Genomic DNA, 25,223 nt, shown 5'->3' on the forward strand with positions numbered 1-25,223 from the left:
TACCGCTAACTACACTAATATTTTTATATTTTTTCACTCAGATTTAAAAAGATTTAAGAAGAAACTCACAGATTTTTGTGTGTGACAAAATCATTTTTATGCTTAAATCTGTGGCAAAACACGTCTCAACTTCAAAAAAAAATTAATTTGTTAAAATTTGTATAATTAGTGACAAACTTTTTTTCATACATTAGTATTATCAAAATCAAATAAATATGTTTCAAAAAATTACTCTTATTGCCTTAATCATAGCTTTTGTTTCTTGTCAAAAAAAGGAAACAGTTGAAAAAGACAAAATCAAAAAAGCAGATTGGCTAATTGGAAACTGGGAAAATTCTTCTCCAGATGGTGTTCTATCTGAAAACTGGCAAAAACTTAATGACAGTACTTTCAGTGCTTCTTCTTATTTTATAAAAGGAAAAGACACGCTGCATTTTGAAACTATTATTTTGGCTCAATTGGGCGAAACATTAACGTACAAAGCAACTGTAAAAGGACAAAATGAAGATAAACCTGTTTTCTTCCCTTCGACTTCCGAAACAGATCAAAAATTAGTTTTCGAAAATCCGAAACACGACTATCCCCAAAAAATTACATATACAAAAGGCGCCAACAATACTTTAACGGCTGAGATTTCCGGGAATTTAAATGGAAAACCGAGTTCTGAGAAGTTTGTGATGACGAAGAAATAACATTTTATCTTAAGCTAAAATATGAGAATTAAAATCCTACTATTTATCAGTTTTTTTGCCGCATTGACAAGTTCACAAGCACAAAGCATTATTGCTAAAATAAATTTTCAGAATAAAAATCTAATATTTGGGAGCTTAGATAACAATTTATATTCCTTGAATAGTGATACAAAAACTACGAATTGGATTTTTAATTCGGAAAACCCAATATATAGTTCCGCAGAAATAAAAGAAAATAAGATTTTTATTGGCGATAGCAACGCAATGGTATATTGTATTGGATCAGACGGCAAACAAATCTGGAAAATAAATCTTGGAACTTACAATGCAATCGCGAATAAGCCAACTATTATAGATAACAATCTGTATGTTGCATCTGCATCAAGTTTGTTTGTCCTTGATCCTCGAGATGGTTCAACACTAGGAAAATTCTATGCTGATGCGGCAATTAGCTCTCCAATTTCATATAAAGATAATTCGATTTTTATTGCTGATTCGAAAGGAAAAATATATAAATTGAGTTTAGAAGGCGCGTTGATTGAATCTTATCAAGGTGCTTCAGCTGCAATTTTTAGTAAATTAATAATAGACCAAAACAATCTTTTCTTTGGTAGTAATGATATGAATTTTTATAAATTCAATCTGGATGAAAAGAAAATAGTTTCAAAAATCCCAACAAATGAATGGATTTCGTCAACTTCTGTAATAGATGGAAATTTTGTTTTCTTTGGTAACGACGGAGGCTTCTTCTATTGCCTTGACAAAACCAACATGACTACAAAATGGAAGTTTAAAGCCGCAGCAAGCATTCGTACTGAATCGCTTATAATTGGCAATAAAATTTTCTTCGGAAGCGATGATAAAAATCTTTACGTTTTAGATAAAACTACCGGAAAATTAATCAAGAAATTTTTAGCAAAAGAAAAAATAAAATCGAGTCCGGTACTGATCGAAAATTCAATCTATTTTGCTGATGAATCTGGTGAAGTTTATAAAATAAGTACTGATTTGGCAACAATCAAAACGGTTTTTAAAACAACTGGCGAAACTTCAAATCCAGCACCAAAAGTGATTGAAACTGCTAAGAAATAATTTCTTCAATTATAGATTATCAAATGAAAAATCTGATTATTGTCTTTTTTCTCCTTGCGATTAATCCCATTCAAGCTCAAAGTTTAGCTGTTAAAGATTTAAGAAACATCATAACCAAAAATATTCCAGAGTGGACAGCTTCATTTCAAAACTTTAATTGGAACGATTTTATAAAAGTGGATAGTACTGCAGACTTTGAGAATCAATTTAAAGAAGATTTTAAAAGTCTAAAGAAATTTCAAAACATTTATAATCCCATTATTTCTTATTCAGGAAGTAAAAATAAATTTATCGATATTTACAGTTATGAACTCAATCTTGAGAAGAAAAACGGAAAATATTATTCCATAAACGATGTTGGTCAAGCAATTTATTTCTGTGATATCAATAATAAAACCTGGATCCGAATCGCGTATAACGAATACTCCAAATATTTTGATGATGTAATTTGGATTAATGAAAACCAATTTCTTTTAGTTGGATATGAAGAGAACGAGAATAATAAAAAATCGCCAATAATCTACATTGGAAATGTAAAAGAAAAATCATTTGAAATTGTAATAAACACAAACGTAAAATGTTTTCAAAAAGAAAAACTTTACAAATCAAAAAAATTAAATAACATCAAAATAGAAAAAGAGAAATAAAAGAACCAAAGGTTCAATAAATCTTGTAGAGCTGGACTTAAGTCCAGTTACGCAAAGATAATCGTCAAAGTATATTTAGCGAAGTCCAAAAAACATAGCTCCTTAGAACCTCAACATCTTAGCCCCTTAAAAAAATCATTCATTCTCCCCGATTTTATTCACCATAAAAATCATTAGAATCCCTAAAAGCGCCATTACTAGAAACGCCCATTTCATACTCAGATATTCAGAAATAAAACCAACCATTGGCGGAACTAATAAAAATCCGAGATAACCAATTGTAGAAATCGAAGTCAAAGCAGAACCACTGCTTAAATTTGATGATCTTCCGGCAATGCTAAATACCAAAGGAACCACACAAGAAACTCCAAATCCAATCAACATATAACCAAAAATTGTTGGGTATACATACGGCAGAATAAAACAAATTCCAAAACCTACTGTAATTAAGATTCCGCTATAAAGCAGGATTTTTTTAGTTCCAAATTTCATTACGCCAAAATCCCCAAAAATGCGTCCTAAAGTTACGGCAGTTGCAAAAAATACAAACGCCGCGCTGGTTAATTTTGGAGACGCTTTTAATATATTTTCGAAATAAATTCCACTCCAGTCGTACATGGTGTTTTCGCAGGCCATAGAAACAAAACAAATCAAAGCAAATTTGACTAAGTTTTTTTCAGGCATTGAAAAGAATTTCTTTTTAACCGGAACCGGTTCATTATGAATACTCATTGGATAAAAACAAGCCGTAAGTGCCATCATAAAAACGCTTACACCCAACAAATGATGTGCAGGTGAAATATGCTGCGTTACCATTACATAACCTAATCCGGCACCTGTAAAAATGGCAATACTCCAAACGGCATGAAAACGTGTTATAATCGATTTTGGATATAATTTCTGCACTTCGAGCGATTGTGCATTAATCGACAAATTGAAAATATTTCGGGATGCCCCAAAAATCAAAAGCACAAGAACCAACTGCCACACAAAAGCCACTAAACCCGGCAATGCAAGCACTATATTAAACATAATTGCTCCTAAAAGCATAATATAACGACTGCTGTATTTGTTCAATAATTTTCCTGTAAATGGCATTGTCAACATCAACCCTATCGGGAAAGCAAATAAAACTGCTCCAAACTGAGCCTCAGATAAATGCAATTGCGCTTGTATATGCGGAATTCGAGAAACCCACGAAGAATATCCAATTCCGGAGAGAAAGAAAAAAACCGTGTTAGCTATTCGATAGCCTTTAGGTGTATTTTGATACTTTTTTAAGAAGGGTAAAATCATGAAGTCAATTTTCTGATTGCAAAATTAAGGCTTTTAAAAACGAACTTCTACCCTTTTCTGAGTTTTTTGTTTTTGTTCTAATGCTTCACCAGACACTTTTCTTAAAAAGCGAAATAGCGACTCAATTGTTAGGAACTGCGACCATTATATTTATCATTTCTTAATTACAGGCCAGATACCTTGGTGGGGAAAAAATAATAAAAGCAAAAAACGCCTGTAAAAGCTCGAATTAACCGATTTCTAACAACAAATTAGAAATTGGGATTTGAAAAAATAAAGCTTAAAAACATTATTAATATTTATTCTAAATAAAAATTGTTAAACTGATTTTAAACTTTATATTTGCATTTAATTCCGGCTACCAAGCAAAATCAGCCATTAAATAATTTCTTTGGCTTTAAAAACTGCAAAGAAATTTCTAAAAACTATTAATCTTAATCTTAAATATTATGAAATCGAAAACTTTAAAAACAATTGCATTTTTATTTTTAATGTTAGTTGCTAGTCCGCAATTATTTGCCCACGCTCTTTGGATTGAAACAAAAGCTACTGGCGTAAAAGGAAAAGCACAGGAAATTTCAATTTATTTTGGAGAATTTTCAGATAACGATATTACAAAAGCAGACAAATGGTTTTCAGATTTAAAAGACTTTTCTTTAGTAGTTATCAGCCCATCAAAAAAAGAAACAAAACTTACTTCAAAAGCTTTGGACAATAAATATCAGGCATTTTTCACGCCAGATGAAGACGGAGTTTATACTATCGTAATGCATCACACAGTTAAAGATGTTTACGGAACAATGAAATTAGATTACAATTCAAGCGCAACAGTTGTTGTTGGAAACAAAACTGCGGGAAACAACATTACATCTAACACCAACAAGATTGCTGTTTTCTCTGAAAATGGAGATGTTGCAAAAAAAGATAACAAAATAACAGGCTTAGCTTCTTATGATGGCGCAATAGCAAAAGAAACAAAAATCAAAGTAATTGCTCCAAACGGCTGGGAAAAGGAATTATGGACAAACGATAAAGGTGAATTTTCATTTACTCCTATCTGGTCAGGAAATTATATGGTCGAATATGCCCACACCGATAAATCTGCTGGAGAACACAATGGCAAAAAATACGATGAAATTTGGAAAATGGCTACTTACCAAATTACTGTAAAATAATAATACCCCTTCATTTTTAAATTAGTCTTAGTAAAAAGCCTTGTTCTTTATGAGCAAGGCTTTTTTTGTTATACAATCGCTTCTTTTAATTCAATCTAAATAAGAAATTAAACTTCAGAAAGCAAAATCTTAAGCAAATCTTAAGACAAAAATAATACAACTTTAATAAAGAAAATACCTCTATAAATTTTGTTAAACACTATTTGCGACCTTATATTTGCAAAAATTATTTTTATTAAATCTAAATAAGTCACATGAAACATAGTTTACTACTTGCTTTATCTTTAATAAGTTTTGGAGCTTATAGCCAAGAATTCACAAGTGCAGAAAATACCACAACTGTAAGTGATACTGTAAAAAATAAAAAAGGAGAAATTCTTAATGAAGTTGTAGTTACTAAATCTAAAGAACCAAAACCGGTTACTGCAGTTCGTTCAGGATTAAAACCAATGGATAACCCACAAACAGTTCAAGTAATTGGTTCAGAAGTTATCGAGCAGCAACAAGCAATTAGATTAAGCGAAGTTTTAAAAAATGCAAATGGTGTTTATGTAAGCTCAGCGCGTGGTGGAGCTCAGGAGTCTTTTTTCTCAAGAGGTTATGATATGTCTGCCAACAATATGTTTAAAAATGGATTCCGTTACAATGCAGGTTCTATTCCAGATGTTTCAGGTTTAGATAAAGTAGAATTCTTAAAAGGAGGTGCTGCTTTATTATTTGGAAATGTAGCTCCGGGAGGTATTTTAAATTTGGTTACTAAAACTCCTCAGTTTAAAAGTGGCGGAGAAGTTTCTATGCAAATAGGAAGTTATGCTTATTACAAACCAGCTTTTGATTTTTATGGCCCTCTTTCTAAATCTATTGCTTTTCGAATTAATGGTTCTTATGAAAATTCAGAAAGCTTCAGAGATGTTGTAAAAAATGAGCGTTTGTATATTAATCCATCTTTGCTTTTTGTCATCAATCCAAAAACTCAAATTACTGTACAAGGAGATTATCTAACAGCAGACTGGACTCCGGATTTTGGAACAGGAATTATTAATAAAGATATTTTAGACTTACCTCGAAATGCTTTTTACGGAGCGCTTTGGTCAAACGGAAATACTAAATCTTCAAGTGCTTCTGTATTATTAAATCACGATTTTAATAAAAACTGGAAGTTAAACTTCAACTCTTCTTTTCAAACTTATGACAGAGGAAGTTACTCAACAGCGCAATTATCAGGTTTAGAAACTTATGCAACTCCAGGTGACTGGAACAGAGGTTTAACTAAAAATAAAAACTTAGAGCAAATTTTAGGAGATCAATTAAGTTTACAAGGAAACTTTAATACTGGATCTGTAAAACATCAGATTTTTACCGGTGCTGATTGGGAAAACTCATTTGCAACAGCATATACTTTTACTTTCAATGAGAAATATGTAATAACAGGTACAAAAAATGGTCAGCCTGTTTATGGGCCAACACTTTATGACACCATAAACTTATTTACCTTTAATCCGGCAAATCAAAGAATGGATGTTCCTACAACAGACAGAGCAACTCAAATTGCAAAAACAGAAACAAATCGATTTGGAGTTTATTTTCAAGATTTAATTTCAATTACAGAAAAATTCAAAATACTTGCAGGAGTTCGTTGGTCTTGGCAGGAAGCTGAAGTTTCAACTTACAAAGAAACTTACGCAAATAATAAACAAACGGTAGCACCAGAAGATGCTGTACCAACTGTTACACCAAAACGTTTAGATAATGCATTTTCTCCAAAAGCTGGATTAGTTTATCAACCAACAAAAGAGATTTCATTATTTGGTAGTTACTCAAATTCTTTTACACCAAACACAGGAACAACTGTTGATTTACAACCAATAAAACCTTCTATTATTGATCAATATGAAGCTGGTGTAAAAACAGACTGGTTTAAAGGTTTATTGACAACAAACATTACTGTTTACCAAATCACAAACAGCAACTTGGCTCAAATGGCGCAATACAAAGCCGATGGAACAGAAAATTTAGATACTAGTATCAAAGTTTTGAGTGGAGAAACTAAAAGTAAAGGAGTTGAAATTGATGTAACAGCACATCCAGTTGAAGGATTAAACATTATTGCAGGTTACAGCTACAACGATATGCGTTATACTAAAACATCTGGATTGACAGGGAGTTTTGTTGAAGGCGACCGTGTAGCAAGAACTCCTGTTAACACAGCGAATTTAAGTTTCTTCTATACATTACAAGATGGTTTCTTTAAAAATGTTTCACTTGGAGCAATTGCAAACTACATTGGCGACAGAATTGGTGGATGGAACAATCAATATGACCCTACTAAACCAGGAGGAATCTGGGATAGAGAAGTTCCTCTAAAAGGCTATACCACAATCGATGTTTCAGCAGGATATACTTGGAAAAAATTCTCGATTCTTTGCAAATTATCAAATATTACAAACGAACTTAATTACACAGTTCACGAAAATTATAGTGTAAATCCAATTGCACCTCGTCAAGTTATGACAAGTTTACGATACAAATTCTAAATTTTTGAATTAGATTTTAATTTGTTAAGACTTTTTCTGCTCTTCATATTTTGAAAAACAGCAAAAGTTTTGGTTTAAATTTCATTAAAAACCTCATTTAGCAATAAATGAGGTTTTTATTTTTTCACAGAAGAAAGTCCTCTTAATTATCTCTATTTTTGTTTTAAATTATTCACTAAAAACAAAACCAAATTCTATGTCAGATTCCAAACAAAACCAATTAAAAAAAACACTCGGATTAAGTTTTAACATCGCAGTATTAATTGGCGGAACAATTGGAGTCGGGATTTTGCGCACACCAGGATCTATTGCCGGATTATTAAATAATTACTGGCTGATTCTTGCTTCTTGGATTTTTGGAGGTATATACGTTTTATTAGGAGCCAACTCTTATTCAGAATTAGCAACAATGCTTCCAAAAGCCGGCGGATCTTATAATTATATCAAAAGAGCTTTAGGAGAATATGCGGGGTTTTTATCTGGTTGGTATGATTATATCGTTAATGCTATTCCGCCAGCATTTTACTGCATTGTAATTAGCGAATACATTATTATTTTATTTCCTGAATTGAGTAATTATTCGACTGTAATTTCGATTTCTTTATTGGTCGCTTTTGTGTTGCTGCATTTGAGTGGCGTGAAAAATGGAAGCGTAATTCAGCAAATTACTAGTTTTTTAAAAGTGATTTGTTTTGTAGCCTTGGTTGTGGCTTGTTTTATGTATTCCGGAGTTGAAGTTCCTAAAATTGAAACTGATAATTCTATCTTTCAAATTGGTTTATTATTCGGATTTTTTAAATCATTACAACTTATTATCGGAACTTATAATGGCTGGAATGCCGTTTGTTTTTTTGCTGAAGAAAATGACGATCCTGGCAAAAATATTCCGAAATCATTATACAGCGGAGTTTTGCTTGTTGTCGCCATTTATGTTTTGGTAAACGCCGCATTTTTTCATGTTTTGCCAATTGAAACTTTAGCAAAATCTAATTTGGCTGCTGCCGATGTTGCCAAGGTTCTTTTCGGAGAAAGTGGTGCCAAAATCGTAACGGTGATTTCGATTTTCTCTTTAATCAGCATTTTGAATGCTTTTATGATGATTCCACCAAGAATTTTGTACGGATTAAGCCGTGACGGATTTTTTATTAAAAAAGGAACTCAGGTCAATAAAGGCGGAACACCAATTGTAGCGCTTTTAGTTTCGTCGTTTTTCAGCTTATTTTTAATCTGCATTGGCTCTTTTGAAGTATTGTTTTCTTTTGCCGCTTTTATCTCCATAATCGTTTGGGGACTGGCGTATTATTCACTTTTGAAATTAAGAACCACAGAACCTGATTTACCAAGACCTTATCGTTCTTTTTGGTATCCTTGGACAACCATAATAGCAATTATATTTTCGATTGCATTACTTGCGGGATTTATCTACAGCGATCCTAAAAGCTTTATTATTATTGTTGGTATTGCAATAGCTTCTTATCCTTTATTTTTGGTTTTGAAGAAGAGAAGATAGCCACTAATTCACGAATTTTATTTTTAAATCTATTCGTGGATAATTCGTAAATTATTGTTTTACTCAACAATTGTAAAAATAAAATTCGTGAATTCGTGGCGGAAAAAATAAAAACCCGACAGGTTTTCAAAACTTGCCGGGTTTTATTTTATAAACTAAGTTTGATTCTTATTTCAAACCAGCCAAACTCTGCTCGATTGTAGCAATTTTTGCTAAAGCATCAGCTTGTTTTTGTTTTTCTATATTTAAAACTTTCTCTGGAGCTCCGTTTACGAATTTCTCGTTTGAAAGTTTTGCCTCTACAGATTTCAAGAATCCTTTTGTGTAATTCAATTCTTCTGTCAGCTTTTTAATTTCAGCTTCAACATCGATATTTCCTGTAATCGGAATGAAATATTCATTTGATTTTACACGGAAAGATAATGCTCCGTCAACCTTTTCAGAAACATATTCGAAAGCTGAAACGTTTCCTAATTTCGTTACAACTGAATCAAAATAAGTCGAAACATTTTCGCTATTGATTCCTTTCAATTCGATTGCATCTTTAAACGGAATATTTTTGTCTTTTCTGATCGTTCTGATTCCAGAAATTACTTCAATTGAGTTTTCAAAATCAGCAATTATTTTAGCGTCAAAAGGTTTTAATTCTGGCCAAGTTGAAACAATTAAAGCTTCTTCCGGAGTTCTTTCAGCAATTAACTGCCAAATTTCTTCCGTTAAGAAAGGCATAAATGGGTGAAGTAATTTTAAGTTACTTTCTAACATTTCGATCGCTTTATCAAACGTTGCTTTATCAATTGGTTGTTGGTAAGCTGGTTTTATCATTTCTAAAAACCAAGAACAGAAATCATCCCAAACCAATTTATAAATTGCCATAAGAGCATCTGAAATTCTATATTTCTCAAAATTATCTTCAATGTCAACTAAGGTTTGTTGCAACTTCGCTTCGTACCATTCGATTGCCACTTTTGATGATTCTGGTTGTGGAATAGTTTCAGAAACTTCCCAACCTTTAATCAATTTGAAGGCATTCCAAATCTTGTTTGAGAACGCTTTTCCTTGATTACACAGTTCTTCATCAAACATAATATCGTTTCCTGCAGAAGCACTTAAAAGCAATCCTACACGAACACCGTCTGCACCAAAAGCATCAATTAAATCTAAAGGATCAGGAGAATTTCCTAATGATTTAGACATTTTACGACGTTGTTTATCACGAACTAAACCAGTCAAATATACATTTGTAAATGGTTTTTCGCCTGCATATTCGTAACCTGCAATAATCATTCTGGCAACCCAGAAAAACAAAATATCCGGACCAGTTACTAAGTCGTTTGTTGGATAGTAATATTTATAGTCTGCACTTTCCGGATCCATAATTCCTCCGAAAACAGACATTGGCCATAGCCAAGATGAAAACCATGTATCTAAAGCATCAACATCTTGTTTTAAGTTGTCGGTTGTTAGTTGTTGGTTGTTGGTTCTTTCTTTTGCTAAAATTAATGCATCTTCGATGTTTTCAGCCACTACGAAATCTTCTTTTCCGTCTCCATAATAATAAGCCGGAATTTGTTGTCCCCACCATAATTGACGAGAGATATTCCAATCGCGAATATTGTTTAACCAATGCGCATAAGTATTCTCAAAACGTTTTGGGTGTAATTTAATATCTCCTGTTTCTAAAACCGATTTAATTGCAGGTTTTACTAAATCTTCCATTTTCAAGAACCATTGGTCTGATAATCTTGGTTCGATTACTGCTTTGGTTCTTTCAGATGTTCCTACTTTATTTAAGTGGATTTCGGTCTTCGCCAAAGCTCCAATTTCTTCTAGTTCTTTAGCAATTTCAGTACGAACTACAAAACGATCTTTTCCTTGATAATGTAATCCGAAACTGTTTAATGTAGCATCTTCATTAAAAATATCAACAATTTCAAGATTGTGTTTTTCTCCTAACGTTTTATCGTTCATATCGTGCGCAGGCGTTACTTTCAAACATCCTGTTCCGAATTCAACATCTACATATTCATCCTCGATAATTGGAATTACTCTTCCGCAAATAGGAACGATTGCTTTTTTACCTTTTAAATGTGTAAAACGCTCATCATTCGGATTGATACAGATTGCAGTATCTCCAAAAATTGTTTCCGGACGTGTTGTCGCAATTGTCAGGAAATCTTCTGAACCTTCGATTTTATATTTTAAGAAAAATAATTTTCCTTGTTGTTCTTCGTAAATAACTTCTTCGTCAGATAAAGTTGTTTTTGCTTCCGGATCCCAGTTTACCATTCGGTATCCTCTGTAGATTAATCCTTTGTTGTATAGATCTACAAACGATTTAATTACTGATGCAGACATATCTGGATCCATTGTAAATTTAGTACGTTCCCAATCGCAAGAAGCACCTAATTTTTTAAGTTGCTCCAAGATTGTTCCGCCGTATTTATCTGTCCATTCCCAAGCGTGTTTTAGAAATTCTTCGCGAGTTAAATCATTTTTATTGATTCCTTCTGCTTTTAATTTCGCCACAACTTTTGCTTCTGTAGCAATCGATGCGTGATCCGTTCCCGGAACCCAACAAGCGTTGAATCCCTTAAGACGAGCTCTACGAATTAAAACATCCTGAATCGTATTATTCAACATATGTCCCATGTGAAGGACTCCAGTGACGTTTGGCGGCGGGATTACAATGGTGTACGGTGTTCTATGATCTGGTTCTGAATGAAAATAATTGTTTTTCATCCAGTAATCATACCATTTACTCTCAATCGTCTTAGCGTCAAATTGTGCTGGAATTGTCATTTATATATGTTTAATCGTTTATTTGTTTAACCGTTTAATCGGCTTTGATCATTGGAATGCAAAATGAACTTATTTATTTGTTTTTTGTTTTAAAAACATCGTTTACAAATTAATCATTACGATTAAACAAATAAACGATTAAACACTTAAACAAAACTTTGGTTCAATTTTTGTAATTATAATTGACAGCAAAAGTAAATAATTAAAGACACTATAAAAAGCGAATTATTAATTTGTGTGTTAATTAAAAGAATGTATATTTACTTACAATTTAAAATAATTTCAAATGAAAAATGTTGCCTCTTTTATTGCAATCGTATTGTTTAGTGCAATCGGTTATTCGCAAAACGGCCCAAAAATTGAATTTGCAGCCCAGGACAATACTATTGATTATGGAAAAATTTCGAAAAGTGATAATGGAGTACGCTCCTTTGAGTTCACAAATACTGGTGATGCACCACTTATGATTATTGGCGCAGAATCAACCGTTAGTTCTATTGTAGTTACCAAACCAGCTGCTGCAATTCAGCCTGGAAAAAAAGGAAAAATTGATGTAAAATATAATATGGCTTCTGGTCCGATTCGTAAAACAATTACCGTTGAAACCAATGCTGTCAATTACCCTGACGGAAGAGTAGCCTTAAAAATTAAAGGTGAAGTTTTATAAATAAATTAAAATCTTAAAATACAAAAAGCCGTTTCTAATTCAAGAAACGGCTTTTATTATTTTTATCTGTTTTTATTTGCAGGGAGCTGAATCAAATTTATATTTTACACGCTCAAAATCAATTGGTTTATCTTTAACCAAATAAGTTACGCCCATTGTCGTCTGCATTGTTCCGTTTCCTAAAATAAGCTGTTTGTCACGCTTCAATAATGCCATTGGATTTTTGAACTTTGCATTATTATTTGTTCCATCAACAAAAGTATAATCTACAAAAAGCGTATCGCCATGAAATTCTCCTGCAATTTCACCTTTCTTTAAAGGCGAAGATGCAACATTCATTGTCATATCTCCACTTATTTTTCCATTTTTCAGTGTATTCAATTTTAGGTCTAAAGTATCTTTTTCATAAATTGCTTTATAACATTCTGTACCAACAATTTTTTCACCTTCAGCTTTAGCGGCGGCTTCGGCTTTTTGTTTTTCCTCATTTTTACAGCTTTGAAGTCCAACAAAAGACAAAAGCAGACATGACAGCACTATTTTTTTCATAATTGAATATTTAAATTTCATATAAAAATAAATAAAAAAGAAGCCAAAAAAAAGGCTTCTTGATTAAAAATATTTTTTTTAATAAACTTGAATTTCATGCAAAAGAAAAACAAGTTTATTTTTCAAACTTTACAACTTCTTGATTACAAATTCAGATCTTCGGTTTAATTCATGCTCTTCTTCTGAGCAGGCATCGTCGGTTTTGCATTTTATAATGGGAACAGATTCTCCATAACCTTTTGCAGAAACTCGGCTTGCATTTATTCCGGACTGAATTATAAATTCTCTGGTAGAATTTGCTCTTTTTTGAGAAAGCGCTTCATTAAATTTATCATTTCCGCGCGAATCTGTATGCGAACCAATTTCGATAACCATTCCTGGATATTTGTTCATCAAAGCAACTACTCTTCCTAAAACTACTTTAGATTCTTTACGGATATACCACATGTTGTAATCAAAATAAATAGGATCTGTTTTGATAACCAATCTGTCTTTATCATCTTTTACAACATCTTTTTCCTGTTTTAAAATCTCTGCTACTTTCTCCTTTTTCTTGATTTCGTCAGCTTTTATTTCATCCGCTTTTGCTTTTTTTGCTGCTTCATTTAATGCAATAATTGCCAAGGCTTCTTTTTTCTTATTTTCTTCTTCTAAAATAAGCTCCTGTTTTCTTTTATTTTCAGCATTTTGTTTTTCTTCTAATTTTATTGCATCTAAAGATTTCAATGCCAATGAACCATCGTTTGTAGCATTTCTGGTTTTTCCAATTTCCAGTGATTTCGATTCATTGGTATACTTTTCTTTGAAAGCAACAATTGTATACGAACTTTCGCAAGCAACGGTAAAACTGAATTTTCCATCGGCTGGAACTGTAATCGTATTCAAAGTCTTTTTAGTAGCATCCTGAAGCATTACAGTGGCATTTTCAAGAGGCAAATTAGTATCGACATCTGTGATTGTTCCTGCGATAAACTGTTTGCAGTCTTCAACAATCAGATCTTTCGTTTCTTTGAATTGGTAAATATCGTCACTTCCTTTTCCGCCATCTCTATTTGATGCAAAAAAACCTTCTTTTGTATCCGAATTTATTGTAAAAGAAAAATCATCCAAATTAGAATTTAATGGCAGTCCTATATTTACTGGTTCAGAATATTCATTTCCTTTAATTTCCGAAACAAAAACGTCTAAAGATCCATATCCCAAATGTCCATCTGAAGAAAAATAAAGTTTATTATCTGCCGAAACAAAAGGAAACTGTTCTCTTTTATCGGTATTAATAATTGGACCTAAATTTTTTGGTGTATCAAATGCGCCTTTATTAATATTTACCGAATAAATATCAAAAGAGCCGATAGATCCAGGCATATCTGAAGCGAAATACAACACTTTTTCATCCACGCTAAGTGCAGGATGTTCGACCGAATAATTTGGGCTATTGAACGGAAGTGACATAATATTTGTCCATTTTCCGTCAACTAATTCGGCTTTGAAAATTTGAAGATTCGAGACTTTCTGATCGTTTGTTTTTCGGGTTTTATTTTTTGAATTATTTCGGGTAAAATAAACCGTTTTGCCATCTTTTGTAAAAACAGCATTTGATTCGTGCATTCCGGTTTTTAATTCCGATGCAAAATAATTGATATTTGGTTCAGCCGAATTAATTTCATTAAGTGGAACTGAAACTAAATTTAAATAAGTTTCATTATCCCATTTGAATCTTTTGTCAAATATTCCTGGTTTAAGTTTTACGGCAGCAAAAACTAAATTTCCGTTATACGGAACCGCTCCAAACTCAGAATTTGGAGTATTGAGCGCTAGATTTTTGATTTCAAATCGATTTCCGATAGCCGAAACATTTTCAAGTTCTTTCAGTTCATTTTTAAAATAAATTGAATCTTTACCATTGGTAGATGAAGCATAATATTGTTTCAAAGCTGCATTTGCATCGGCAGAACTATTTGTTGCTTTTAAGGTTTGCGCATATCTGAAATAATATTCGCGATTTAAATCCTTATTATAGTTTTGAAATAACAGTCGGTAATAACGCTGGGCTTTTACTAAATTATTGGTGTAATAATAAGAATCAGCCAGGTTTTTTATTACTTCCTGTGAAGGTTTTTCTTCGGCTAATTTTTCATATAAAATAATGGCTTCAGTATAATATGTCTTATCAAAGAATCGCTTGGCTCTGGCCAATTCCTTATCTTGGGCGTTTATAAATTGTATTGAAAATACGAATATAATAACTAGTAGCTTTTTCATATTTTTCATTTTAAAAGAATCTAGGTGATTTATCATATCCTTTTCCTAATAAATCCAAATCAAACAATAACATTATTTCATGCGTTCCTGAATTAAACTGGCCTAAATTAGAAAGTGTATAGTCGTAAGCATAACCAACTCTCAAAGTTGGTGTTACATTAAAATTAAACAAAGCGCTCACCGAATCATCAATCCTGTATGCTGCGCCAAATTCAAACTTTTCGTTATACAAAACATTTGCTGTCAAATCAATAGAAACTGGAGCACCTTTTACAAATCGTGACATAAATGCCGGCTTCAGTTTTAAATCATCATTAATTTGAAAAACGTACCCTCCGGTAAAAAACATATGGATTTCTTCAGCTCCAAAAGCATTAATTCCTGACTTTTCTTCGATATATTTAGATTTTATCAAATTTGGAGCAGAAAATCCGAGATATAAATTATCTCTAAAATAATAAGCTCCAACACCAATATTGGGCTTTGTGGCATTTATATTTTCTGAAAAAGCAATATCAGTTGCGGGATCACTAAATTTAAATCCGTTAAAATTAGTTTGCATTGATGATACTCCGGCTTTCAGACCCAGCGAAAGTTTATTTTTTCCTCCTAAATCCAATACATAAGCAAAATCAGCATAAATATTATTTTCCTTTTTTGCGCCATCGCCAATATCATCAGAAATAAATGAAAGACCTACTTCAACTTTTTCTGATAAAGCTGTATGTCCAAAAAATGTAAAGGTTTTTGGCGCTCCTACTGCCCCAACCCACTGTGTTCTGTATAGTCCTCCAAAATTCATCATTAAAGGAGTTCCAGTTGCATAAGCCGGATTTACAACACTCATATTGTACATATAGTGTGTGTATTCTGGATCCTGTTGTGCTGAAACAGTCGTTAAGCAAAAGAGAAAAGTTATGTAGAGTACTATTTTTTTCATTTGAATCATATTAAATATTGCAAAAGGAATTATCGGTTTAAATAAAGGCGTCCTTGTATTGGAGGCTTATTGCCTTTATTAAACTGGAGTGTATAAAAATAGACTCCATTTGGCGCTATTCCATGAGCAAATCCGCCTGTCTCCCAATTGGTTCCGTCCCAACTTGCTTTGTCTTTAAATCCTTCATACATTCTATTCCCGTATCTGTTGAAAATTTGCAAATAATAGTTAGGAAACAAGAAATCAATATTAGGAATTACGAAAGTGTCATTCACGCCGTCACCATTTGGCGAAAATCCATCAGGAATGAAGAAATCAGGAGGAACAGTATCGCAATCCGTTAATGAAACAATAACTTCTAGACTGTCATATGAAAGACAATTTTCGCTTGACGAAAAGTCAAATCCATAATATTTCCCTTTGTCTACTAATGCTGTTGATGCAGGCAAAAGTGTACCACCTTTTGGCGCATCATACCAAACTACTGATGAAGGCACATTTGTATTATTTGATAAACTTGCTAGTGTTGGGGCATCTAAACCACAGAAATTTTGTCCGTCAGTATTTAATTCCGGTGCTGGAGTATCTCTTAAAGTGACTTTAATCATTGTTGCTGCAGAAGTACAAGACAAAGTTGTTTCGGTCACATATAAGGTTTCATTTTTAAGAAGATAGGTATTTGCGAGCGGCGTAGTCAATGTTGGTGAATTATACCATTTAAATTGTGGTCCGCTAGGTGCTAAATTGCCAATAATTGCTCCTTCAGACTTGCAAAACGACTGATCTCTTGAAACTGGAGCTACTGGAATAGGATTTATTGAAAAAGCTGCAGACACAATACTTACCGGACTATCACAACCTGTAATATTGTTTTTTACATTTTCAATTTTAATCGTAGTTGAACCTGTATTAGCAAGCAAAGTTGCAGGAATTACAAAACTAGCATTACCACTTATAGGAGACAAAGCAATTGTCTGGACTGTGGCTGTATTTGCTCCAGAAAGTGTATAAGATAATGTAACATCTGTCAAAGTTCCTAGTCCAGTAACTGAAGCTGTTACAGCTGAACCAAAACAAACTGTAGTTGCTTGTGTTTTTAAATTTGTAACATTCGGTAAAGGATTTACGATAATGTTTCCCCTTAAATTCGCTGTATTAGAACATGAGGTCCCAATATGTTTAATATTCGTAATTGTAATTACTGAATTTCCACTTTGAGAATTTAAAATAGCGGGCAATGTGAATGAAGCAATCCCACCGGCAAAAGTCACTCTTGCTGTCTGGCCTGATATGGTATTTACACCTGCAATATTATATGATATATCATACGTACCATCTGCAACTCTTGTCGCTTCAGAAATAGTAATTAAAGAAGCTGTGTTTTGACATGCTTGAACAGGTTCAATTCTAGCTCCAATTAAATCTGGGATTGGGTAAACATTTAAAAAATCACTTATGTTCCCAATAATATTCTCACAGGCAAGCACGCTTGTCGCTTCATAAATATTACGTACATTGACTAAATAAGCTCCAACTTGCTGAAAATAATCAGATTTTAATGGAAAAGACATAATCCCATTAACAAAACTTGCCTGCACAACCTCCGATCCTCCATTGCTTCCACTAACAGAGAATCTAACATTATAATTCCCATCTGGTATTGCGGCGGTTTCTTTTCTTATAGTGACAGAGTAAGTTGCAGTTGCAATATCAGTTTCGCAAATATCAGAGTTTACAGTCAATGTTGCACCAGTAAAATCTAATCTCCTTTCAATAACTATATTAACTGTAGTTTCTGCATTTTTACAAATAGGATTTTTTGTTGATAAGACCGTATATTTAAAAGAAAAAGTACCTAATCCATATTTATTATAAATTTTTTGGACATCAACAAAGTGATCTCCTGGAAAGGACAACTCGCCAGTATTTCTTAAATCTGTCCAGGTACCATTTGGATCTTCTTTAGACAACAAATCATTCAAATCAACATTAGTATAATTTGAGAATCCATCATCGGCACAAATATTTAATGGTAGTGGGGATCCTGACTCAGGGTTTCTAAAAACTGAAATAATCACAGTTGATGAAACTGCTGCACAACTTCCTATTGCTGGCATTGTATAGGTAAAAGGATAATTTCCTTCAAGATGAGTAACATCAATAACTGATGGAATATCCTGATTTGTAGTATCATCATGCCATTGCCCATTGGACTGGGGTCCCAAAAAAAGACCATTAAAAGACTGAAAAAGATTATATGACTTAGATGAACTACAAATTACTGTATTAGAAGGAACACCAGCATACCCTCCAATCGTTACCGTAACAACAGCAGTATTATCGGGACAAAGCCCAATTCCGTCAACAGTATAAGTATAACGAAAAGTATTACTAGTTCGAATTTGCTGTGCATCTAAAATTCCGGTATCAGGGTCTAATCCTCCGGAACCATCAGTATCTGTCCAGACTCCTCCGCTCAGTGGTGAACCTGTCAAATAAGTATTTAAATCAATCACTTTGCTGCTGGCATTCTGAATATCACAAACTGTCAATGTTCCATCTTCACCCGCACATTGCGCATAAATTTTATTAGGGATTACAGATAAAAAAATAAAAAAAAGAATGATTCGGAGAAAACTAATGTATTTTTTGACCATAAAATTATATTTGGCTAAACATTATAATTTAGAAGCACTATGTAAACAATTTAACAATTATTTTATCACAAAAGTGTACTTACTTTTCAAAAATAGTCATTCTATTGATTATGACCCAAAAAACTTTCTAAAATGTCTTTTCCTAAAGTTCATCCTCAAGTCTAAATCTGAATTTTAAAATTAAACTGTCGCGTTCAACTTCTAAATTGATCCACACATCGTCTTCCGACTTTAAAAGGCTGTTTATCTGCTGCAAAGAATATTTATAAGGCACTGCATTATTTATGCTTACAATGATATCTCCTTTTTTTAAACCACATTTTTCGGCTGCAGATTTTTTTCTAATATTCACAATTTCATAAACGGGTTTTAATGAAAATTTATATTTGAAATTATCATCTTTTTTAGCATCATAACCTACGTCTGACATAGAATTCGCAACCTGTACTGTTTCTAAATGAAGCGTTTCCTGTACCCATTGCAAACCATTATGCTGAACTGTTATTCCGCTCTTGTTATAAGTAAATGGCTCCGAAAATTTACTGTTTTTTTTCAGATAAAGCTTTTCATCAGCATAATCCAAAACAAGAGTAAAACGTTTTAAAACCTCACCTCCTATCGAACCAATTCGGCCTGGTACCATTTTTACATTTCTAATCGAAGTTGAATCCGGAAACGCAACTATCGGATTTTTAAAATCAAATTCATCGACTGAAAATTTAGCAATTTTTGCACGATGTCCTTCAATATCACCGCTAAATCCTTTTCCTAAAAAGTCTGGGAAGTTTTTCTTAGGCAATTTGATTTTATTGTTCTCAAAAATCCAAAAAGCATCACTATTACCAATATCAATCAATAATTTAGCCGAAATCTTAACACTGTCAACTACTGCAGTTGTAGTAATATAAGGCTTAGATCTTTCAATTGAAATCGGAACTGATTTGAATTTCTTATCCAGTTTCTCTTTAATGGATTCTTTATTTGGATAAACGTAAAGTTTTTTCTTTGAGTAATTAATTTCAACCAAATTATTTTTAAAAAACTTATATCCAATGATGCCATTTACTGGAATTCCAATATGCGACGATAAGTTAAAATTTTGATCTAAAATAATATAGACTAAGTGTGTGCTAGATTTCAGGCTATGGGTTTCCAATACATTGTTAGTCGATTTCAACCCTTCTATTTCTTCTTCGCTTCCTAATCCTCTAAGCTTGATTTTTACAACATTATTAAAACTGATTTCTTTTTGTTCTTCCATACTAAACATAATGGTTTCTTCAACACCAGAATCCAATAGAAAATTCAGCTCTACTCCATTTACTTTTATTGGAATAAAGATGAGATTATTTATCAATTTAAATGGAATTGTGACCTTACTGCTATGACCCTGGATCAAAAAATCATCTTGAGCTTGCATAGTTAAAGATGTTAAAAGCCCAAAAAACAACATGAAATATTTTTTCATTGATAATATTTTAATATAAAATTAATAAAAATATTGATAATTGTTACATTTCCATAACACCTCATAATGTTTACGTTAAATTCGAAAAAAAAATGCAAATTTGCACTTCAATAATTTATACTCATGCCAACAATTTCTCACAAAGGCAGAAACATGCCTGAATCACCGATACGCAAGCTGGCTCCTTTTGCAGATTTAGCAAAGAAAAAAGGACACAAAGTGTATCACTTAAACATTGGTCAACCGGATATCAAGACACCGGAAGTGGCCATCGAGGCGGTAAAAAATATTGATTTGAGTATTATAGAATATAGTCCGTCTGCCGGATATGAAAGCTATAGAAAAAAATTAGCTCATTTTTACCAGCGCCAAAATGTAAACGTTAACACAGAAGACATCATTGTAACAACTGGTGGTTCTGAAGCCTTACTATTTGCGCTGGCCACAATTACTGATCCAGGAGATGAAATTATAATTCCTGAGCCTTTTTATGCTAATTACCATGCGTTTGCATCTTCAACAAGTGCTACTGTCGTACCACTTGTTTCAACTATAGAAACTGCATTTGCTTTGCCAAGCATTGAAGAAGTTGAAAAATTAATTACGAACAGAACAAAAGCCATTTTAATTTGTAATCCTGGCAATCCAACAGGTTATTTATATTCTGAAGCAGAAATTAAACAATTAGCGAGCTTGATAAAAAAGCACGACTTATATTTAATTGCAGATGAAGTCTATCGTGAGTTTCTGTATGACGGAAATGATGTTCATTTTTCTGTAATGAATTTAGAAGATGTCGAGCAAAATGTCATCATGGTTGATTCTGTTTCTAAACGCTACAGTATGTGTGGCGCAAGAATTGGCTGTTTGGTAACAAAAAATAAAGATGTTTTAGCAACAGTAATGAAATTTGCTCAGGCGCGTTTAAGTCCGCCTACAATTGAGCAGATTGCTTGCGAAGCTGCTATAGATACGCCTCAAAGTTATTTTGATGAAGTTATTGCAGAATACAAAGAGCGCCGCGATACTTTAATTTCCGAATTAAACAAAATTGAAGGCGTAATTGTTACAAAACCAAAAGGAGCTTTTTATTGTATTGCACAATTACCAATAGAAGATTCCGATGATTTTGCACAATGGCTTTTAGAAAGTTATGATTTAAATGGTGAAACTGTAATGATTGCGCCTGCAAAAGGTTTTTATTCAACTCCGGGAATGGGACTAAATCAAGTTCGAATTGCTTACGTTTTAAATAAAAAAGATCTAATTACAGCGGTTAACATATTAAAGGAAGCTCTTTTAGTTTATAACAAAAGATAAAAATTAAATACATTATTCTAAAATCTGTTTTAACTTAAATGTTGAAACAGATTTTTTTTGTTTCCTCTTTTCTGAAAATAACCTCAAAAACAAACTTCATATTATTTAGTTCTTAGTAATTTAGCTATAGATTTAAAGACTTTTAACATGAAAAAGTTAATTGTAATATCATTTCTGTTTCTGATATCGGCATCTGCTATAAATAAAAAGAGCAAAGAAGTAAAGAATGATTTTAAAGACCAAGACATCGAATATTATCGGCAAGAAATTAACCGCGCTTTTTCATTATTAAAAAAGAAAAAGAAATTCATAGACTTAGAACTTCTTAACACCGAAAAAGCACAAATTCTTTCGATTGCCTTTCCGGAAATCCTACGATACGATTCTTATTCAGATTATTTAGAAACTTCTTCAAACAGAATTTTGTATGTCAATAAAGGAAAAGAAGCATCTGATTTTTCAACAGGTTATTTTCAGATGAAACCTTCATTTTTAGAAAATTTAGAAAATTATGTTGCTAATACTGAAGATTTAAAAACTTATCAATGGGTTCTTATTCAAAACAAAGATGAAAAAGAAGCCCGAAAAGAAAGAATAAATCGTTTAGCAAATTTGCAATGGCAATTGCGATATCTAAAAGTTTTCTGGTTTGTTGCCGAATATAAATATCAAAATATTAATTTTAAAAGCACTGAGGAAAAAATTAGATTTTATGCAACAGCATATAATTACGGATTTACAAAACCAGAAAGTGAAATAACAAAATATCAATCTGCAAAAAAATTCCCTTCCGGAGAAAGTACTAACACCCACAAATTAGCATTTGCCGATTTTTCAATTGATTTTATACAGACTTATTCCTTTTTTTTCAAGTAATAAATAGTAACAAACAAAACTCGAATCGAGTTGTCTTAATTTAAACTATATCCAAAAAGGATCGATTAAATAGTAAAAACGATAGAAAAGGTTTGCTTTTTATTAATTATCTTTACCGCCTTAAAAAGATATACCCATTATAATAGTAGTTTTTAATGATAAATAACGAAGATTTTTTAGACGAAATTGGTGACAGTCACTTCAGCAGTAATGCAAAAAACCCTTTAAGAGCGGACGCTTTTGACATAACTGATGAAGAAAAAATAGAAAAAATAAAAAAAGATGTTGAAAGCATTCTACAGACACTTGGAATGGATTTGACAGACGACAGCATCAAAGGAACTCCAAACCGAGTTGCTAAAATGTTTGTAAAAGAAATTTTTGGTGGTTTAAATCCTTCAAAACAACCAAAAGCTTCTACTTTTGACAATAATTACAAATACGGTGAAATGTTAGTAGAGAAAAACATTACCGTTTATTCTACTTGTGAGCACCATTTACTACCAATTATTGGACGCGCTCACGTTGCTTATATTTCAAGCGGAAGAGTTATTGGACTTTCTAAAATGAACCGTATTGTTGAATATTATGCAAAAAGACCTCAGGTTCAGGAACGTTTAACAATGCAGATTGTTCAGGAATTACAAAAAGCACTTGGAACAGAAGATGTTGCCTGCGTTATCGACGCAAAACACCTTTGCGTAAATTCTAGAGGAATTAAAGACATTGAAAGCAGCACAGTAACATCTGAATTCGGTGGAAAATTCAAAGACGCTCAAACGAAAAGGGAATTTTTGGACTATATCAAATTAGATACTCAGTTCTAATTTTTTTCGAAATTTCTATTATATTTATGGTCTAGCCCTGATAGTAGCGGCATCCTTTTATGGTCTCGTCATTACGAGATAAAAGATACAGCAGATAGCAGGATTAGCTCCTAAAAAAACAGCAAAATATGCCATTATATACAACACAACCGCTAAAAATATACAATTCACTTTCGGGTGAAAAAGAAGATTTCAAACCAATCCATGAAGGAAGTGTTGGAATGTATGTTTGTGGACCTACCGTATATAGTAATGTTCACTTAGGAAACGTAAGGACTTTTATGTCATTTGACGTGATTTTCAGGTATTTTTTACATCTGGATTACAAAGTACGTTATGTGCGTAATATTACAGATGTTGGACATATTGTGGATGACGTTGATGAAGGTGAAGATAAAATTGCCAAAAAAGCTCGTTTGGAACAATTAGAACCAATGGAGGTTGTACAACGATACACTGTAGATTTTCATGATATTCTAAAAGCTTTCAACTTTTTACCGCCAAGTATCGAGCCAACTGCAACTGGCCATATTATTGAGCAAATCGAAATCATCAAAAAAATTATCGATAAAGGAATTGGCTATGTTGCCAATGGATCAGTTTATTTTGATGTTGTAAAATACAATGAAACCAATAATTACGGAATTTTAAGTGGCCGCAATATTGAAGATATGCTTGCCAATACCCGCGATCTTGATGGACAATCTGACAAAAGAAACCCACAGGATTTTGCACTTTGGAAAAAAGCAGAACCAGAACATATCATGAGATGGCCTTCACCTTGGAGCGACGGTTTTCCGGGCTGGCATCTTGAATGTACTGCAATGAGCACAAAATACTTAGGAAATCATTTTGATATTCATGGAGGCGGAATGGATTTAAAATTCCCTCACCACGAATGCGAAATCGCACAAAATGAAGCCTGCACAGGACAATCTCCGGTAAATTACTGGATGCATGCCAATATGCTTACCTTAAACGGAAAGAAAATGGCAAAATCAACTGGAAATAATATTTTACCAGGAGAAATTTTAAGCGGAGATAATACCATTCTGAGTAAAGCATTTTCTGCTTCAGTAACTCGTTTTTTCATGTTACAGGCGCATTACAGAAGCATTTTAGATTTTTCTGATGATGCTATTACTGCAGCTGAAAAAGGGTACAAAAGATTAATGGAAGCAATTGACGCTTTGCCAACTATTACAGCAAGCAATTCAAGTTCTATTGATTTTGGAGCATGGAAACAGCTATGCTACGACGCAATGAACGACGACTTCAACACGCCAATTTTAATCGCGCAATTGTTTGAAGGTGTTCGTTACATTAATTTATTAAAAGACGGAAAAGAAACCATTTCTGCTGAAGATCTAAAAACATTCTCAACAGCAATCAATGCTTTTGTTTTTGACGTTTTAGGCTTAAGCGACGAAAAAGGTTCTGACAGCAATAACGATAAATTAGAAGGCGTTGTAAATATGCTTATCGGAATGAGAAATCAAGCCAGAGCAGATAAAAATTTCGCTCTTTCTGACCAAATTCGTGATCAGCTTATCGCTTTAGGAATCCAGTTGAAGGACGGAAAAGAAGGAACCAGCTTTTCGATCTAAAAAAGTCATTTCATAAACCCATGAAAGCAATCACTCCATTTGTTTTATTAGTGCGCTTTTATCAAACCGCCATTTCGCCCTTTACACCGGCGTCATGCCGATTTGAACCAACATGTTCAAGTTACATGATTGAAGCACTTCAAAAACATGGATTATTTTATGGCGGTTATCTCGGAATGAAACGTATTTTAAGCTGTCATCCCTGGGGAAGAACCGGGTATGACCCAGTCCCGGAAAAGAAATGTTCACATAAACATTAACTTTTTATAAAGAGGAACTCTGCATTAAATATTTATTTTTAC

Annotated in this window: 19 protein-coding genes; 12 read left to right on the top strand and 7 right to left on the bottom strand. The window is 32.9% G+C overall.

Annotation, left to right across the window (positions count from 1 at the left end; translation table 11 throughout):
* Positions 1-215: 215 nt before the first annotated feature.
* Genes GQ47_RS12740 through GQ47_RS12750 form a run of 3 tightly spaced genes read left to right on the top strand, consistent with a single transcriptional unit; the run spans position 216 to position 2,431 of the window.
* The gene (locus tag GQ47_RS12740) at positions 216-692 is read left to right on the top strand and encodes a DUF6265 family protein (RefSeq protein WP_035649019.1); all 477 of its coding nucleotides are present in this window, start codon (positions 216-218) and stop codon (positions 690-692) included.
* A gap of 21 nt (positions 693-713) precedes the next feature.
* Positions 714-1,784 (top strand): outer membrane protein assembly factor BamB family protein, encoded by a 1,071-nt coding sequence (locus tag GQ47_RS12745; protein WP_035649020.1) that lies wholly within the window; start codon positions 714-716, stop codon positions 1,782-1,784.
* 23 nt (positions 1,785-1,807) lie between these two features.
* The gene (locus tag GQ47_RS12750) at positions 1,808-2,431 is read left to right on the top strand and encodes a hypothetical protein (protein WP_035649021.1); all 624 of its coding nucleotides are present in this window, start codon (positions 1,808-1,810) and stop codon (positions 2,429-2,431) included.
* Positions 2,432-2,566: 135 nt separating this feature from the next.
* Here the strand turns inward: GQ47_RS12750 and GQ47_RS12755 are convergent, their stop codons facing one another.
* Positions 2,567-3,727 (bottom strand): MFS transporter, encoded by a 1,161-nt coding sequence (locus tag GQ47_RS12755; protein WP_035649022.1) that lies wholly within the window; start codon positions 3,725-3,727, stop codon positions 2,567-2,569.
* Positions 3,728-4,176: 449 nt separating this feature from the next.
* On the opposite strand from GQ47_RS12755, the gene GQ47_RS12760 reads away from it, so the two are divergent.
* From GQ47_RS12760 to GQ47_RS12770, 3 genes are all read left to right on the top strand, one after another.
* Positions 4,177-4,902, top strand: coding sequence for a DUF4198 domain-containing protein (locus GQ47_RS12760; RefSeq protein WP_035649023.1), 726 nt, complete (start codon positions 4,177-4,179; stop codon positions 4,900-4,902).
* Between the two features lie 254 nt (positions 4,903-5,156).
* The gene (locus GQ47_RS12765; RefSeq protein ID WP_035649024.1) at positions 5,157-7,436 is read left to right on the top strand and encodes a TonB-dependent siderophore receptor; all 2,280 of its coding nucleotides are present in this window, start codon (positions 5,157-5,159) and stop codon (positions 7,434-7,436) included.
* A 196-nt stretch (positions 7,437-7,632) separates the two neighbouring features.
* Positions 7,633-8,946: an APC family permease gene (locus GQ47_RS12770; protein WP_035649025.1), complete on the top strand. Its 1,314-nt coding sequence runs from the start codon at positions 7,633-7,635 to the stop codon at positions 8,944-8,946.
* A gap of 168 nt (positions 8,947-9,114) precedes the next feature.
* On the opposite strand, the gene GQ47_RS12775 is transcribed toward GQ47_RS12770, so the two are convergent.
* Positions 9,115-11,748, bottom strand: coding sequence for a valine--tRNA ligase (locus GQ47_RS12775; RefSeq protein WP_035649026.1), 2,634 nt, complete (start codon positions 11,746-11,748; stop codon positions 9,115-9,117).
* A 286-nt stretch (positions 11,749-12,034) separates the two neighbouring features.
* On the opposite strand from GQ47_RS12775, the gene GQ47_RS12780 reads away from it, so the two are divergent.
* Positions 12,035-12,415: a DUF1573 domain-containing protein gene (locus GQ47_RS12780; RefSeq protein WP_035649027.1), complete on the top strand. Its 381-nt coding sequence runs from the start codon at positions 12,035-12,037 to the stop codon at positions 12,413-12,415.
* A gap of 72 nt (positions 12,416-12,487) precedes the next feature.
* On the opposite strand, the gene GQ47_RS12785 is transcribed toward GQ47_RS12780, so the two are convergent.
* From GQ47_RS12785 to GQ47_RS12805, 5 genes are all read right to left on the bottom strand, one after another.
* Positions 12,488-12,964 (bottom strand): hypothetical protein, encoded by a 477-nt coding sequence (locus GQ47_RS12785; protein WP_035649433.1) that lies wholly within the window; start codon positions 12,962-12,964, stop codon positions 12,488-12,490.
* Positions 12,965-13,093: 129 nt separating this feature from the next.
* Positions 13,094-15,226 (bottom strand): OmpA family protein, encoded by a 2,133-nt coding sequence (locus GQ47_RS12790; RefSeq protein WP_051951537.1) that lies wholly within the window; start codon positions 15,224-15,226, stop codon positions 13,094-13,096.
* Between the two features lie 10 nt (positions 15,227-15,236).
* Complete coding sequence (locus GQ47_RS12795; protein ID WP_035649028.1) at positions 15,237-16,166, bottom strand: PorP/SprF family type IX secretion system membrane protein; 930 nt, start codon at positions 16,164-16,166, stop codon at positions 15,237-15,239.
* Positions 16,167-16,195: 29 nt separating this feature from the next.
* Positions 16,196-18,823, bottom strand: a complete 2,628-nt coding sequence (locus tag GQ47_RS12800) for a gliding motility-associated C-terminal domain-containing protein (protein WP_035649029.1) — start codon at positions 18,821-18,823, stop codon at positions 16,196-16,198.
* Between the two features lie 142 nt (positions 18,824-18,965).
* Positions 18,966-20,291, bottom strand: coding sequence for a PDZ domain-containing protein (locus tag GQ47_RS12805; protein WP_035649031.1), 1,326 nt, complete (start codon positions 20,289-20,291; stop codon positions 18,966-18,968).
* Between the two features lie 123 nt (positions 20,292-20,414).
* Here GQ47_RS12805 and GQ47_RS12810 point away from each other — a divergent pair, with 123 nt between their 5' ends.
* The 5 genes from GQ47_RS12810 to yidD all read left to right on the top strand — a co-directional run bounded on the left by GQ47_RS12810 (position 20,415) and on the right by yidD (position 25,181).
* The gene (locus tag GQ47_RS12810; protein ID WP_035649032.1) at positions 20,415-21,611 is read left to right on the top strand and encodes a pyridoxal phosphate-dependent aminotransferase; all 1,197 of its coding nucleotides are present in this window, start codon (positions 20,415-20,417) and stop codon (positions 21,609-21,611) included.
* 147 nt (positions 21,612-21,758) lie between these two features.
* Positions 21,759-22,487, top strand: coding sequence for a hypothetical protein (locus tag GQ47_RS12815; protein ID WP_035649034.1), 729 nt, complete (start codon positions 21,759-21,761; stop codon positions 22,485-22,487).
* Positions 22,488-22,642: 155 nt separating this feature from the next.
* Positions 22,643-23,314: a GTP cyclohydrolase I FolE gene (gene folE / locus GQ47_RS12820; protein WP_035649036.1), complete on the top strand. Its 672-nt coding sequence runs from the start codon at positions 22,643-22,645 to the stop codon at positions 23,312-23,314.
* Positions 23,315-23,442: 128 nt separating this feature from the next.
* Positions 23,443-24,921 (top strand): cysteine--tRNA ligase, encoded by a 1,479-nt coding sequence (gene cysS / locus GQ47_RS12825; protein ID WP_035649038.1) that lies wholly within the window; start codon positions 23,443-23,445, stop codon positions 24,919-24,921.
* 20 nt (positions 24,922-24,941) lie between these two features.
* The gene (gene yidD / locus GQ47_RS12830) at positions 24,942-25,181 is read left to right on the top strand and encodes a membrane protein insertion efficiency factor YidD (protein ID WP_035649040.1); all 240 of its coding nucleotides are present in this window, start codon (positions 24,942-24,944) and stop codon (positions 25,179-25,181) included.
* The last annotated feature ends 42 nt before the right edge of the window (positions 25,182-25,223 follow it).

The sequence above is a fragment of the Flavobacterium sp. ASV13 genome (assembly GCF_000745775.1).
Classification (GTDB): Bacteria; Bacteroidota; Bacteroidia; order Flavobacteriales; family Flavobacteriaceae; genus Flavobacterium.